Origin of the sequence: Salegentibacter sp. Hel_I_6 (assembly GCF_000745315.1) — a bacterium.
Lineage (GTDB): Bacteria > Bacteroidota > Bacteroidia > Flavobacteriales > Flavobacteriaceae > Salegentibacter.
In genome coordinates this window covers 589,010-604,648 of record NZ_JQNQ01000001.1, presented here as the reverse complement: position 1 = coordinate 604,648, position 15,639 = coordinate 589,010, and the positions used below count along the sequence as shown (strand labels likewise).

Below are 15,639 nucleotides of genomic sequence, written 5' to 3'. Positions count from 1 at the left end.
CTTTCAATGTTAAGGTTCGAGTAAATTAATTAGGCTGAAAGATAGTAACTACGCTAAAAATGGGCAAACAAATCCCTTTTTTTGTACGATTTTAAAAGAAGATTGAGAAGCTATTTATTCCAGATCTTCCAGGCACTTTCAGCTTGAAGTTCGAGCATTTTAAGACCGTTGGTAACCGTTGCTCCCTGTTTTTTCGCCATAGCCATTAATTTAGTGATATTTGGATTGTAAATGAGGTCATAAACAAGGTGTTCTTCATTTAAGTATTTATACGGAATATCCGGGTATTTTTCGGTATCAGGGAAGGTTCCGAGGGGAGTTGTGTTAATAATGATGCTATGGTCATTAATAATTTCTTCTGAAAGATCTTCATAGCTCCACTTGTTTTCACCTGCAGTTCTTGAAACAAATTTATAGACTATATCCAGTTTTTGTAAACTATATGCGACTGCTTTTGAAGCGCCACCTGTTCCAAGTATAAGAGCTTTTTTGTGGTGTGGTTTTAAAAATGGTTTTAAAGATTCTAAGAATCCAATGTAATCTGTATTGTAACCAATAAGCCTATTACCATTAACTTTAATTGTATTTACAGCGCCAATTTCTTTTGCCTCAGGAGCCAAATCATCTAAATAAGAAATAATCTCCTGTTTATAAGGAATTGTAACATTAAGGCCTTGCAGGTTGGGTGTTTCCTTTATAACATCCCGAAATTCCTTTAAGTTTATTAGATCGAAATTATGATATTCGGCTTCTATCTTTTCTTTCTTAAATTTTTCAGTGAAGTAAGTTTTGGAAAATGAGTAGCTGATGTTTTTTCCTAAAAGGCCAAAAGTTTTCATTGCTTTATGGGTTTTTGGTTTTTCTTTTCATACCAGGCGAGTCCCAGCACGATAAGTATACCAACAAAGATAAAGAAAATTGCGAGCCAGGTTTCTGCACTAGAGAAGCTGGGAAAATACCGGTCGTAATAATCTATAATGCCATTTCCCTGGCTGTCCAGGATCATTTCGCCATTTGTGTCTAATTTAAAGATCTTTTCTTTCCAGGGCCAGACTACACCAAGGGAACCGGTAATAAAGCCAATTATTGCGGCAAAAGTATCTTTTTTGTAATGTTTAAGAACAAAACCAAGAAAATGGGAGAGCGTAACTAATCCTGCCAGGGATCCCGCTCCAAATACAAGTAATACTTCAAGTAAACGAATTCGCCCGGGGTCTTCCAAAAAACTCAAATCCCAAAGCATTAAATCTGCCATGGTATCGTACAAGGCATTTACGGCGTCTACCAATAACAATACGTAATTTCCTAATAGAATAAGGATAAAAGATCCAGAAAGCCCCGGCAGGGTCATTCCTGAAACACCTATGATCCCGCAGAAGAATACAAACCAAAGATTATCATTTTCTTTTGCCGGTTCCAGGAAGCTAATGGCCACCCCGACAATAATTCCAAGGAATACGAAAACAAGGGAGCGTTTACTCCATTCATCAAAATCTTTACTGATGTAATAAATAGAACCTACGATCATCCCAAAAAAGGCCGCCCAGACGTAGAGTTCGTAATGAAGAATTAAATAATCAAGTAACTTAGATACACTAAAATAACTTATAAGCATTCCCAGGATAAGTAAACTGAGGAATTTTCCGTTGGTATAATGATATAGACTTCTAAAACGTGCGTTAATAAGCAGTTTAAAAGCCTTGTAATTTACCTTTTGTAACGAGTAGATAAATTCTTCATAAAAACCAGCCACGAAAGCCACGACACCACCAGACACACCGGGAACTTTATTAGCCGCTCCCATAGCTAAACCTTTAAGTACTAAAAGCACTTTATCTGTAAAGGTTCTAGTTTGCTGCATCTACGTTTTTTGAACTTTTTGAGGCGAAAAATTCCAGACCTAATATTAAGAAAAATCCGGCGAGCATTAAAAGAATAGCATATATTGTTTGGGGTTCGCCATCGAAATTCCAGGGTAAAACTGAAGCTTCATCTAGTACAACTTCTTTATCACCATACATTTCAGATTCAAGAACATGTTTCCAGGGCCAGATCTTATTTAAAGACCCGGCAATAAAACCGGTAAGTACCGCCAGGGTGATACTGCTGTAATGCACAAACAACCACTTTAAAATCTTAGAAAAACTTAGTAAACCAATTACAGCTCCCACCGCAAATATTCCCAAAGTTTGAAAATCAAAGTCGTGAGCAGCTTCTGTTATTCGTTTATAGGCTCCCAAAAGCACTAAGATAAAAGCACCTGAAATCCCGGGAAGTATCATGGCACAAATTGCGATAGCTCCAGAAAAAAATATGAATAAGTTACTGTCGTTTGCTGCCATAGGAGGAAGCGAAACGATATAAAATGCTACACCGGCCCCAATAATTAGTGCTATTATAATTTTTAAATTCCATTTGGGGATTTGTTTACCTACATACCATATACTTGCAACTACAAGTCCAAAGAAAAAAGACCAGATTAAAACAGGATGATTTTCTAGTAAGTAATTTGCAACTCGCATTAATGTAAAAACACTAATTAGAATTCCTGTGAAAAGGGCTAAAATAAATGGCCCGTTAAGTTGATGCCACATGGCTTTAAAACCTTTTTCCTTCCAGGTGCTAATTAATGAAAAGTTTACACCGCTAATGGTGGATATTAACTCTTCATAAATTCCTGAGATAAAGGCAATAGTTCCTCCGGAAACTCCGGGAACAACATCTGCCGCGCCCATGGCCATCCCTTTTAAAGTAATTGATAGATGGTCTTTAAAGGTTTTTTGCATGTGTACAAATTAAAATTCCGGCTCAAAGTTAATAAAATAACTAAGAGAGGTTTATAAAGGAATTTATAATTTGCTTTACGCTTTTACGGTTAAAAATTTGTGGAAATAATTCTTCGATTACAATATAATACTCGGCGTCTAACTTTAGTCCTTTATTAAGGTGAAAATAAGCTTTTTCTCCTTCATTATGACTAAAATAAAGTCCGGCAAGTCGAAACTCAATCTCGGCAGTATCTGGGTAAAATTCCAGCGCTTGATTTAAATTTTGAATAGCGGTCTCAAATTCCCCAAGATCTATTAAAATATCACAGCGTCTAACCCAGGTTTCTAATTCGTAGTTACCAAGATCAAGGCTTTTTTTATAGCCACGTTCAGCCTCTTCATAAAACTTAAGGCGGTTATTAATTTTTGCATAACGCTTCCAATAAAGCACATTTTCTTCGTCTATATTAATCGCTTTATTGATATAATAGAGTGCTTTCTGATAATTTTTCTTTTTGATATAAAAATCTGTTATCGCAATCCAGCCTTTGTCTAAAAGCGGATCTTCGTGCACACAATCTTTATAATGCTTTAGAGCCAGTTCGTTTAAACCTAATTTTTCAAAACACTTTCCAATTCTTAAATAAGCAAAAGAAGTAGGATCATCTAATTCCAGGGTTAATCGATAGTTTTCTATGGCTTCGTGATATCGTCCTAATTTTTCCAGTACTTTTCCTTTTTCAAGATAAGCACCTATAAAATAATCGTCGCTAATAATGGCAAAATCGAACGCTGATAGTGCTTTTTCATAATCTTTTAGATCAAAATATTGTTTTCCTACCTGGTGCCAGGCAACCTCGCAATATGGGTTTTTATCCAGATACAGGTTGAGGTACTCTATAGCCTCCTTCTTTTGATCAAGGAAATCAAAACAATACATAATGTTGTAAAGCGAAGAATAATCTTCTTCATCTGCTTCCAAACATTTCATAAAGCTGAATTTCGCATTTTCGAAATCTTCCAGAAATAAATGTTCCATTCCAATAAGGGAATAAATTTCTGCGGGATCCAGACTAATATCCAGTGCCATTTCCAAAACCTGAATGGCTTTGGCGTGAGAATCTCTTTTAGATAGTATTTGTGCTTTTTGTATGTAGACTTCTTCATTAGAAGATTCCAGCTGTTGTAACTCGGTTAACATAGCTTCAGCTACATCAAGTTTGTCTTCAAAAACCAGGATCTCAATTTTAAAGAGTTTTAAATTTGTAGAATCGGGGTGTTGTGCAAGGCCCAACTTAACTGCTTTTTTTGCCAGTGCAAATTTCCCGTTTTCTAAATAATAATGAATAATGTCCTCAAATTCTGCGGAATCAAAGAATAAAACATCATTGGTTTTAAGCATAGATTCGAATCGGGAAAGTGAGAAATTGTTTTCGTCGTTATGGCTTAATTGCATACGTAGGTAATTACGGGATTTCTACATTACTCACAAAGTGAGATTTAAAATATTTCAACGTCTATGTCGAAATTGCTAGATCTTTAGAACTTTTCGCCTTATAATCTTCTATTAAGGTATTTCTTAAAATTATAAAGGTATATGGCTGAAAAGTCTTAAAACCGAAATTGTTGTTAACAAATTAATTAACAGTCTCCTGTTGGTTCATTATTTCATTCAATACGTCAATAATGATGCCACAGCCTTCTTTTATTTCTTCCTCTGAAATGGTAAGTGGTGGGGTGATTCTAACTGCTCTTTTTTCGAATAATAGCCAGAAAAGGATGAGGTTCTTCTCCTTGCATTTTAAAACTAATTGATTTGCTATTTCTTCTGATATCGCAATGATAACGAGCATTAAGCCTATTCCTCGAACTTCTGAAATAAGTGGATGCACCAACAATTCCTTAAAGAGTTTTTCTTTTTCTAGACTTTCTGTCATTAACCCAGATTCGGTAATTTCTCTTAAAGTCGCTAAAGCCGAAGCAGCAATTACAGGATTACCCCCAAAAGTAGTAATATGACCCATTTTTGGATTATCAGAAAGGCTATCCATCATTTTAGCTGAAGCAGAAAATGCACCAATTGGCATTCCACCGCCCATTCCTTTTCCCAAAGCAACGATATCTGGTACCATATTAAAATTTTGAAATCCAAATAGTTTGCCTGTTCTTCCAAAGCCGGGCTGAATTTCATCTAATATCAATAAAGCGCCTACTTCTTCACAGCGCTCCTTTACCTTTTTTAGATAATTATTCTTCGGAAGTATAAACCCAGCGCCTCCCTGTATACTTTCCAGTACTACACCCGCGGTTTTTTCTGTAATTTTTTGTAGATCTTCTTCCTCGTTAAAAGTAATAAATGAGATTCCGCCTAGAAGAGGTCTAAAAGGCTTTTGGCGTTCTTCATAATCCATTAAACTAAGCGAGCCCATAGTATTTCCATGGTAAGCTTGGTGAGCGGCAATTATTTCAGCTCTACCGGTATAACGACGAGCAAGTTTTATTGCGCCTTCAATAGCCTCGGTGCCTGAATTGGTGAGGTAGGTTTTTTCAAGAGGTTTTGGGAAATATTGAGCCAATAATTTGGTTAATTCAACCGCCGGTTGCTGCGAATATTCACCATAGACCATTACGTGCAGATATTTTTCAGCCTGCTCTTTTATCGCGTTTACTACTTTAGGATGGCAATGTCCTAAACTGCAAGCCGAAACCCCGGCTACAAAATCCAGGTGTTTTTTCCCGTCGGTAGTAAAAATATAGGAACCTTTGGCCGATTCTACCTCCAGACCCAGGGGATGCGGAGTAGTTTGCGCCTGGTATTTTAAAAAATCTTTATTCATCGGGTTGATCTTCTTCAGCTTGCTCCTGATTTTCTTTCTGTGTATCTCCAGCTTTTTCAAAGGGTTGTGCTTCCTTTAATTTAGGGATACTATCTCTCACCATTTTTTGCAATTCTTCAGCTTCTTTTTTGTTATCCTCAACTTCAGATTCAATTAAGCGTTGCGTCTCTTTTATTTGAGGAATACTATCTTTCGCCCTGTTTTTTAAATCTTCAGGTTTTAATCTGGATTTATCATTAAGCAACAATTCATCTCCTTCTTCCCGTTCATCAAAGAAATCTTCTTCTTCCTCGGGTAATGGAATGCCTTCTATTTTAACCAATTCGGGAGCCGGTTTTCCTTTAAATAAATCTTCTTTAGAAAGTAACCTTTCCTCGCCACGCCAATTAAATCCAATAAGTTCCCGAACATTAATAGGGAAATCTTCTTCTGGAGTTAAATCCCCATCAACATTATCAAGGTAATCAATAATATCAATTTCCTGATTTTCGAAAAATATTTTAATAGAACTGGACAGGGTTTTGTTTATTCCTATGAGTTCCTGCTCGCTGTTCCTGGTGTAATAAAGCGTTTCAGTATTTTTATTGATATTTACCTGGTAAAGTTCGTTGTCTTCAAATAATCCTACCAGGTCCATTCCTTTTACCTGGTTATAACCTTCTATAGTATCTTGCTGGATTAAAAATGCATTATTAAAAACCCGCATTGAGTCGAGTTGTTCTGTTTTGTTATTGCTTTGTAAATGAATGGTATCTCCCGTCATTTGGCTAAGTCCTGACCATATAACAGGACTTCGTTTTTTATCTACCGAAGAAACAGGCCCACTAATAAGGTTGATCATTTTGGTTAAACCTGTTTCTTGGTTAACGTGAATTGAGTCACTTTTGCCACTCATATCGCTTTTATAAAGCCGAACATCATAAAACCCACGGATTATTCGTTTATCGGGTTTGCCGGTGATCATTATGGTATCGCCGTGAATAAATAAGGAATCATTATCCTGAACGCTGGCAGCAACTGCTCTTTTTGTAATAAAAACTGAGTCTTTTTCCCTGAAAACTTCAGCATAATGTCCTGTGACCACACTTTTATTTATAGTGTCTATAACTTCAATATTGTTTGTAGCGGAAGCAAAATTGGTGTTTCTGTTAAAAAACAAGCTATCGCCCTTAACGGTTCTATTGTTATAATCTATTTTTGAATTTCTTACAAAATAACCGGTGTCGCCGCGGGTATCATAGAATCCGCGTTCGCAATAAACGGTACTGGTTTCACTTTCTATAGTTGAAGGTCCATAGAGATAGGCGTGGCCAGTTTCGCCGTAAAAATCAAGTTGCTCAGAATTAATTACATATTCGGGATTGGTAAGTACTACATCTGAAACAAAGGAATATTTATCCTTTTCCATAAAATAGCGCCCAATATTACTGGTTATAACTCCGCCGGTATCAATTACTTTGCCGCCGCTACGGTAGTAAGCTTCTTGTTTTACTCTATCAAAGAAAAGGCTGTCGCTTTCAAGTGTGGTTTGGGGGCGCTTCATCACCACATCACCACTGGCAAATGCAAATTGTGAGTTTCCGTTATATTCAGCGTAATTACTATTTAGGCTTACGGTATCACCTTGCTTCATTTTTACATTTCCGAAAGCCCTGAAAAAGTTTTCGTCATTATAGTGAATTGCCAGGTCACACCAAACCTCAATTCCCTCATGATTAAAATAAACCTGCTTTTCTACTTTGCTTAAAACAAAAGCACCGGGATATTTCTCATCCTGGATGTTCCTATCAGAATCATAATCAATTTTTTTTGCTCCTTGTGCCTGTGTTAGAGCAGGAATAATAAACAAAGCAAATACTATAAAAAGAATGATTTTTTTCAAACTGAAAATTTTTTCAAAAGTAATTAAAATTTAGGGGAGTAGGATTTTAAAAGCAACAGCTCACTTATTCAAATATTTTCATTTTAATCTCGTAAATAATGATAAATAAATATTTTTTTCATAAAAAAAATGAAAATAATGTTAATATTATTAGAATTCAATCGTTTTGAAATTTTCTTTAGAAAACTTTAACTTCTTTTATAAAACCGCCACCTACATCGTTGCGTATGTTTACTGAATAACTAAAAATTAAATTATGAAAAAACCAGTTGTAAAAATGGAAGTGGTGGATACTACTTCTAAAGACAAAAATGTAAAGTCTCGTAGAAGGTTTATTAAAATGAGTGGATTAGCGATTGCTGGCTCTGGAGTTTTGTTAGCCTGTAGCAATGATGATGATTTTCAACCTATGCCTGAACCTAATCCCGATGGAAGTTTTGATCTTGGAGCTGGGGATGTAGGAATTCTTAACTACGCTCTTGCGTTAGAGCAATTAGAAGCTGCATTTTATGAAGCAGTTAGAGGAGGCGGATATTATTCTGGAGCTCCTGCAGAAGAAAAGCAAATTATTGACGATTTATATAATCACGAAGTAATTCATAGAGATTTCTTGAGAGCTGCCATTTTAGAAGCCGTAGAAGGAGATGAAAGTCAGGTGCTACCTGAACTAGAATTTAACCTGTCTTCTGTAGATCTAAACAGTAGAGATTCTGTTCTACAAACTGCAATGACTCTGGAAGATACGGGCGTTGGTGCTTATAATGGAGCAGGTGATCGTTTACAAAATGCAACATATTTAACTATTGCCGGTAAGATTGTTTCAGTAGAAGCAAGGCACGCATCTGCAATAAGATCTTTGTTAAATCCAATGTCGGCAGATTTTGCCGGGGACGATATTATCGATGGAAATGGATTGGACATTCAGTTAGATCCTAGCGAGGTATTTGAAGGAGCAGGACCTTTTATTGAAACTGAATTCACTGCAAACCAGTTACCAGAACCTAATACAGGATCGTAAACCCACTTACTAACTATTAAAACAAAACATTATGAGTATTATAAAATTATTAGATGAATTTACATCTGAAAAGCTAGTAACTAAATCAACTTCCAGACGCCAAATGTTTGGAACATTGAGTTCTTTTGGTAAGAAAGCCGCACTGGCAGCAATTCCTTTTGGAATGGCAGCAGGATCTAAAGCCAATGCAGCAGCTATGTTTCAGGATAATGGTGGTCCAGTATCTTCATTAAACCTGGCATTGACCTTAGAATATCTTGAAGCCGCATTTTATAGACGTGCTTTAGATTCTGGAGTTTTAGAAGGAGGTAGCCGTGAGGAGATAGCCTTTATGCAACTTTTTAAACACGAAGATCAGCACGTTAATTTTTTAGTTGAAAATCTTGGTGATGATGCTGTTAGTTCTCCTGAATTCGATTTTACGGCAGGAGGAGCTTTTGATCCATTTAATGAGAATGGAATTGGCCAAATGGATGCTATGGCACAAATGCTTGCTTTGGCTCAGGCTTTTGAAGATACCGGTGTAAGAGCCTATAAAGGACAGGCAGCAAATTTAATGGGAACTCCATTTTTAGAACCTGCACTTAGAATCCATTCGGTTGAAGCAAGACACGCTTCTGAAATAAGAAGAATTCGAGGAATTAAAGGTTGGATAGTTAGAAACGAGCGTGGCGAAAATATGCCAGAAGCAACGCAGGCAGTATATAACGGTGAAGAAAATGTTATGCAAGGTGGAGTAGATGTTAGTTCTATTAGCTCTGGTCTTGCGGGAGATGCTACCGATGCAGCAACCGAAGCTTTTGACGAAATTTTAACTGGAGATGAAGCTGTTGCAATTGCAAGCTTATTTATTGTTTCCTAAGGAATGATAACTACCTAACTCAATTCTAAGTTTTTGTTATATAGAATTTTGTTATAAAAAAAGCCGTTTCAATTTGAAACGGCTTTTTGATTTTATAAAGGTCAGTATTCCTTAGCGCTCAATAGTTTGAGTTCTATCTGGACCTACAGAAACAACTTTAATTGGTATTTCTAATTCTTTTTCCAGGAAAGCTACATAATCATTAAATTCTTTAGGAAGTTGATCTACTTTGGTCATTCCCGTAAGATCTGCTGCCCAACCTTTAAGTTCCGTATAAACCGGGGTTACATTTTCCGGTTCAATGTTATATGGTAAATGACTGATTTCCTTTCCTTTATAATTATAAGCGGTACATACTTTTAGCGTTTTAAATCCGCTAAGTACATCACCTTTCATCATAATTAATTGGGTAATCCCATTCACCTGAACCGCATACTTTAAGGCTACTAAATCTAACCAACCGCATCTGCGTGCACGACCGGTAGTAGCACCAAATTCATTCCCAACACGACCCATAGTTTCACCGTCTTCATCAAAAAGCTCGGTAGGGAAGGGGCCGCTTCCAACTCTTGTTGTATAAGCTTTAAAGATTCCGTAAGCTTCACCTATTTTATTTGGAGCAACGCCAAGCCCTGTACAGGCGCCAGCAGCTGTAGTGGTAGAAGAAGTTACAAAAGGGTATGTTCCAAAATCTATATCGAGTAAAGATCCCTGGGCACCTTCAGCTAAAATTGTTTTACCGTCTTTCTGGGCCTCCTGTAAGTAATTCTCGCTATCAATAAATGTTAGTGATTTTAAAGTCTTTACTGCTTCAAAGAATTCTTTTTCCAAATCGGCAAGATCATATTGAACATCTACATCGTAGAATTTGATCATTTTCTCATGCTTATCGGCGAGGTTTCTGTATTTTTCTTTCCAGTTGTCTAATTCAAGATCACCTACACGAATTCCGTTTCTTCCAGTTTTATCCATATAAGTTGGCCCAATACCTTTAAGCGTAGAACCAATTTTGGCTTTTCCTTTTGACGCTTCAGAAGCCGCATCTAAAAGCCTGTGAGTAGGCAAAATTAAATGTGCTTTCCTGGAAATAAGCAGTTTAGACTTGTAATCTACATTATTTTTGCTGAGGTTGTCCAGTTCTTTTTTAAAGATCACGGGATCTATCACTACACCATTACCTACAAGGTTAATGGTGTCATCATGAAAAATTCCGGAAGGAATAGTGTGAAGTACGTGTTTTTGCCCGTCGAATTCGAGGGTGTGTCCTGCGTTTGGTCCTCCCTGAAATCTCGCAATAATATTGTATTTAGAGGTAAGTACATCAACAATTTTTCCTTTGCCTTCGTCACCCCATTGGAGACCGAGTAGTAAATCTACCGCCATTGAAATCTTAAGTTAGTTGGTTGTTTTTTTATTGCCGTAAAAATATAAAGAATGTTTGGTAATTTCTATATCAAACACTTCTTCAATTGTCTTTTTTATAGATTGAATACGAGGATCACAGAATTCTATAACTTCCCCGGTATCAGTTAGAATAACATGATCGTGCTGCCTGTCAAAATATGATTTTTCATATTGCGACTGGTTTTGCCCAAATTGGTGCTTTCTAACAAGACCGCATTCTAAAAGTAATTCTATAGTGTTATAGAGGGTGGCACGACTTACCCGGTATTTCTTATTTTTCATTTTAATATAGAGTGATTCTATATCAAAATGATCGTCGTTATTGTAGATTTCCTGGAGTATTGCAAAACGTTCAGGAGTTTTTCGGTGCCCTTTTTCTTCCAAATACTTGGTGAAAACGTTTTTAACTACTGCCTGATCGTTCTTATTTACAACTTTTTTGCTCATAGTTCTTTGTACCTTACAAAGGTATGTGATTATTCACGGCTAACCTTATCGATGCCGTTAATTTTTTTGAGTCGATTAATGATTTTAGTGAGGATCGCATTGTTCTTAACCCTAAGGGTGATCTGTCCGCTAAACACGCCATCTACACTTTCAAAACTAATTTTTTGCATGTTAACGTTAAGGTTGCTGGAAATCTCTTTTGTAACTTCACTCACCAGTCCTAAATTGTCTATTCCGGTTAATTTTACTACGGCTTTGAAATCTTGCTGAGAAGAATCTATCCATTTTGCCGGGATAATTCTATAAGCATAATTACTTTGAAGCTGAAGGGCGTTGGGACAGTTTTTCTTGTGCACCTTAATCCCATCGTTTACCGTTACAAAACCAAATACCTGGTCGCCGGGAATAGGGTTACAGCAATTTGCCAGTTTATATTCTAAAGTTTCATCTTCTTCCCTTCCAAAAACAAGCTGATCGTATTTAGAAGTGATTTCATCTTTATTAAGATCTTCGGCAATAACCGGCCTGGTAATTTTTCGTTTAATATAACTTACCAGCGCATTACTTCTTGAAGAAGCAAACTCCTTGAGTTTTTGGTTATCAATTTTCCCAATTCCTACCCGGTAGAATAAATCCAGACTGGTTTTTAGGTTGAAATGAACCACAAGTTCATTAATTACTTTTTCATTGAAAGTGATCTTCTGGGCGCGTAATTTACGGGTAAGAATCGCTTTTCCTTCCTCGGCAATTTCTCTTTTTTCGTCTTTTAAAGAAGATTTTATCTTAGCTCGCGCTCGTGCGGTAGTGGCATAATCCAGCCAGTTTACGTTAGGTTTAGCGTTTTCTGAAGTGATAATTTCTACCTGGTCTCCGCTCTTTAACTCGTGGCTTAAGGGTACAAGCTTGTTATTAACACGGGCACCTCTGGTCTTTAAACCTATTTCGGTATGTATACTAAATGCAAAATCTAAAGGAGTTGAGCCTTTTGGTAAAGATTTTAAATCCCCCTGAGGAGTGAAAATAAAGATCTCTTTTGAATATAGATTGAGCTTAAATTGCTCTACAAAATCTACAGCATTCACATCGGGATTTTCCAGCGCTTCCTGAAGCCTGTTTAGCCATTCTTCTATACCGTGATCTTCCTGAGCGTCACCTTGTTTATATTTATAATGCGCTGCATAACCTTTTTCGGCGATTTCATTCATCCGCTGACTTCTAATCTGAACCTCTACCCAACGGCCTTTGGGACCCATCACCGTAATATGTAATGCTTCGTAACCTGTAGATTTGGGTGAAGAAATCCAATCTCTAAGTCGGGTAGGGTTGGGCCTAAAGTGATCTGTAACTATAGAATATATTTTCCAGGCCAGAAATTTTTCATTAGCCTGGTCACTGTTATAAATAATTCGAATAGCAAATTTATCGTAAACCTCGTCAAAACTCACATTCTGAGCTTTCATTTTACGATGTATGGAATAGATAGATTTTGGCCTTCCCTTAATATTATATTTAAAATCTTCCCGATTCAGGGAATCTTCAATAACCTTTGAGAATTCTCTAATATAAGCATCCTGTTCCTCTTTGCTTTCTTTTATTTTGGTATGAATTTCAGTATAAACCTCGGGTTCAGTATATTTTAAACCTAGATCTTCCAGTTCGGTCTTAATGTTGTAAAGGCCAATTCTATGCGCAAGAGGTGCGTAAATATAAAGCGTTTCTGAAGCGATCTTTTCCTGTTTGTCGCGACGCATTGCATCCATAGTTTGCATGTTATGCAACCTATCAGCAATTTTTATAATAATTACCCGAATATCATCATTTAAAGTAAGAAGCATTTTCCGGAAATTCTCGGCCTGCAGCGAAACATCCTTATCTTTTTTTAAACTGGATATTTTTGTAAGTCCGTCTACGATGGTCGCCACGGTCTTTCCAAACATTTTCTCAATATCCTCAAGCGTATACATGGTGTCTTCTACAACATCGTGCAAAAGCGCTGCGATAATTGAAGTAGCATCAAGGCCAATTTCTGAAGCCACAATTTTTGCCACCGCAATTGGGTGAAAAATATAAGCTTCACCAGACTTTCTACGTTGGTCTTTATGTGCTTCTACAGAAGTGTCAAAAGCTTTCCTAATTTGCTTTTTATCCTCGTCACTAAGACTACGATAACTTATGCGCAGCAATTCTTTATATTGCCTTGCAATTTGCTTGTTTTCTTTTTCTATAGCTGCTTCTGTCATAAATTAAAAGTACAATTAAGATTATAAAGAAACAACTACTAATCTTGCTTTAAGTTACGAAACCTTTGTAAAAGTGTGGGGTGAGAATAGTACATAAAGACATAAGCTTTATGCGGTGTGAGATTACTTAAACTATTTTTTGTGAGTTTTTTTAAACTTGAAATTAAGGGTGCGGCTCCGTAGGTATTTTTAGCATAATTATCTGCCTGGTATTCAAATTTTCGCGATAAAAAGTTCATTAATAAGCCTGTAATTTCTGAAATAGGACTGTATAAAATCCCAAAAGCAATTAAGCCAATATGAAAACTAGGCGCTTCTACTCCCAGGGCTTGCGAAAGGGCCGGGCTTCCTACAAATAAAGAAAGCAGCCACAAAGTAAAACCTGTGGTTAAAATGGAAGCGGCCAAATTCACGATGATATGATTCTTTTTATAATGACCAACTTCGTGAGCCAATACCGCTACAATTTCCTCTTCCTCAAGGTCTTTTACCAAAGTATCAAAAAGGGTGATACGTTTTTCTTTTCCAAATCCTGAAAAATAGGCATTGGCTTTGGTACTTCTTTTAGAACCATCTATAATAAAAATATTATCCAAGGTAAAGCCTACGCTTTTAGCATAGGTTTCAATTTTTGTGCGTAGCGAACCTTCTTCCAACGGACTTTGTTTATTGAATAACGGGACGATAAGTTTCGCATAAAACATATTGAGAAATATAGAAAAAACAGCTACCAGAATCCATGCATACCACCAGAAATCATTTCCGGCAAACTGATAAAACCAAACGATAAGTGCGAGGATTCCTCCGCCAAGGATAGCCATCATTAGCCAGCCTTTTATTTTATCAAGAAAGAATGTTTTTTTCGTGGTTTTATTAAAACCGTATTTTTCTTCGATCACAAAAGTGCTGTGCCAGGAAAAAGGCGTGGTGAGAATATCGCTGCCAATCATAATTATTCCGAAGAAAATTAGAGCGACCAAAATTGCGTTATCTGTAAAATGTCTGGCAATATCATCTACCCAGGCGAATCCGTCAAAAACAATAAAACCTAAAGTGAGTAATACTGAGAAAGTAGAAGTAAGAATCCCAAACCGGTAACGTTCTTTTTTATAGCGCTGGGACTTTTCGTATTCCTCTTTATCGTAAACATCACTGAGTTCCTGCGGAACCGGATCATCAAAATGTTTCGCATTTAAAGTATCCAGAATTTTATCGATAATAAAATCGATAACTATAATGGCAATGATTATATAGAATAGGCTTTCGGGATTCAAAGGCTTTTATTTTTAATGCTGAATTATACTTAAGATTTTTGGATTTTTTCGTTAAAAACCGCGCTGTCTTTTGGCTTCAAAAATAAGGATTCCCGCTGCAACTGAAACATTCATAGAATCAATTTCACCACTCATAGGAATAATTATATTTTGGGTTGAATTTTCACGCCATTCTTTACTTAATCCGGTTGCTTCAGTGCCAACAACTATTGCCGCAGATTTAGTAAAATCTATTTCGTGATATGGTTTTGAAGCCTGCAAAGCAGCAGCATAAATTGAAATATTATTTTTCTTTAAAAAATCAATAATTTCTGAAGTACTTCCCGTGGCGATTTGATTGGTAAACACGCAACCAACGCTGGAACGGATGATATTTGGGTTGTAGAGATCGGTTTTGGGATTTGCGATAAAAACGGCATCAGCTTTTGCGGCATCGGCAGTTCTTAAAATCGCACCTATATTCCCCGGTTTTTCGGGAGCTTCAGCGATAAGAATTAAAGGGTTTTCAGTAGAGAATTTTATATCTTCCAGCTTGCTGCTTTTGGTTTCAAAAACAGCTAAAGCCCCTTCGGTACTGCTTCTGTAAGCTAATTTTTCATAAACTTCCGAAGAGATTTCAGTGTATTCCACCTCTTCAGAAATTAAAGTATTCAATTCTTTTAAGCTTATTAAATCGGGGCAGAAATAAATGGCTTTCAGTTTAAAACCTCCTTTTAAAGCAAGCTGAATTTCCCGCTGGCCTTCTACTAAAAACACAGCTTCTTTTCGTCTAAGCCTGGATTTTTCCTGAAGTTGAAGCAGGTGTTTTACTTCCTTGTTTTGTGTGCTGCTAATTTGCTTAACCATAGGTGTAAAAATAGGGAGTTTAAAGCTATTGCAAAGAAAAGAGGTTAACAAAAATACCTCA

General features: G+C 36.7%; 13 protein-coding genes. 2 read left to right on the top strand and 11 right to left on the bottom strand.

Annotated elements, in window-relative coordinates; translation table 11 throughout:
- Nucleotides 1-110 precede the first annotated feature (110 nt).
- From FG27_RS02685 to FG27_RS02660, 6 genes are all read right to left on the bottom strand, one after another.
- A complete protein-coding gene (locus FG27_RS02685) occupies nucleotides 111-839 on the bottom strand; it encodes a shikimate dehydrogenase (RefSeq protein WP_037315178.1) in 729 nt (242 codons plus the stop codon).
- Nucleotides 836-1,861 (bottom strand): DUF368 domain-containing protein, encoded by a 1,026-nt coding sequence (locus FG27_RS02680; protein WP_037315175.1) that lies wholly within the window; start codon nucleotides 1,859-1,861, stop codon nucleotides 836-838. The genes FG27_RS02685 and FG27_RS02680 overlap by 4 nt, the downstream gene beginning before the upstream one ends.
- Nucleotides 1,848-2,786, bottom strand: a complete 939-nt coding sequence (locus tag FG27_RS02675) for a DUF368 domain-containing protein (RefSeq protein WP_037315172.1) — start codon at nucleotides 2,784-2,786, stop codon at nucleotides 1,848-1,850. Before FG27_RS02675 ends, FG27_RS02680 begins: the two co-directional genes overlap by 14 nt.
- Before the next feature lie 40 nt (nucleotides 2,787-2,826).
- A complete protein-coding gene (locus FG27_RS02670; RefSeq protein WP_037315169.1) occupies nucleotides 2,827-4,224 on the bottom strand; it encodes a tetratricopeptide repeat protein in 1,398 nt (465 codons plus the stop codon).
- A 181-nt stretch (nucleotides 4,225-4,405) separates the two neighbouring features.
- Nucleotides 4,406-5,605 (bottom strand): aspartate aminotransferase family protein, encoded by a 1,200-nt coding sequence (locus FG27_RS02665; protein ID WP_037315166.1) that lies wholly within the window; start codon nucleotides 5,603-5,605, stop codon nucleotides 4,406-4,408.
- Entirely contained in the window at nucleotides 5,598-7,487 is a 1,890-nt protein-coding gene (locus tag FG27_RS02660) for an OstA-like protein (RefSeq protein WP_081912577.1), read from the bottom strand. The genes FG27_RS02665 and FG27_RS02660 overlap by 8 nt, the downstream gene beginning before the upstream one ends.
- A 256-nt stretch (nucleotides 7,488-7,743) precedes the next feature.
- On the opposite strand from FG27_RS02660, the gene FG27_RS02655 reads away from it, so the two are divergent.
- Both FG27_RS02655 and FG27_RS02650 read left to right on the top strand, forming a co-directional pair.
- Entirely contained in the window at nucleotides 7,744-8,505 is a 762-nt protein-coding gene (locus FG27_RS02655) for a ferritin-like domain-containing protein (protein ID WP_037315163.1), read from the top strand.
- Nucleotides 8,506-8,536: 31 nt separating this feature from the next.
- A complete protein-coding gene (locus FG27_RS02650) occupies nucleotides 8,537-9,367 on the top strand; it encodes a ferritin-like domain-containing protein (protein ID WP_037315160.1) in 831 nt (276 codons plus the stop codon).
- A gap of 111 nt (nucleotides 9,368-9,478) precedes the next feature.
- Here the strand turns inward: FG27_RS02650 and FG27_RS02645 are convergent, their stop codons facing one another.
- From FG27_RS02645 to FG27_RS02625, 5 genes are read right to left on the bottom strand one after another with little or no spacing between them, the layout of a single operon-like run.
- Nucleotides 9,479-10,750: an adenylosuccinate synthase gene (locus FG27_RS02645; RefSeq protein WP_037315157.1), complete on the bottom strand. Its 1,272-nt coding sequence runs from the start codon at nucleotides 10,748-10,750 to the stop codon at nucleotides 9,479-9,481.
- Between the two features lie 12 nt (nucleotides 10,751-10,762).
- Nucleotides 10,763-11,218: a Fur family transcriptional regulator gene (locus FG27_RS02640; RefSeq protein ID WP_037315154.1), complete on the bottom strand. Its 456-nt coding sequence runs from the start codon at nucleotides 11,216-11,218 to the stop codon at nucleotides 10,763-10,765.
- A gap of 29 nt (nucleotides 11,219-11,247) precedes the next feature.
- Nucleotides 11,248-13,458, bottom strand: coding sequence for a bifunctional (p)ppGpp synthetase/guanosine-3',5'-bis(diphosphate) 3'-pyrophosphohydrolase (locus FG27_RS02635; protein ID WP_037315151.1), 2,211 nt, complete (start codon nucleotides 13,456-13,458; stop codon nucleotides 11,248-11,250).
- Nucleotides 13,459-13,496: 38 nt separating this feature from the next.
- Nucleotides 13,497-14,732 (bottom strand): M48 family metallopeptidase, encoded by a 1,236-nt coding sequence (locus FG27_RS02630; RefSeq protein WP_037315148.1) that lies wholly within the window; start codon nucleotides 14,730-14,732, stop codon nucleotides 13,497-13,499.
- A 51-nt stretch (nucleotides 14,733-14,783) separates the two neighbouring features.
- Nucleotides 14,784-15,578, bottom strand: a complete 795-nt coding sequence (locus tag FG27_RS02625; protein ID WP_037315145.1) for an RNA methyltransferase — start codon at nucleotides 15,576-15,578, stop codon at nucleotides 14,784-14,786.
- Nucleotides 15,579-15,639: the final 61 nt, after the last annotated feature.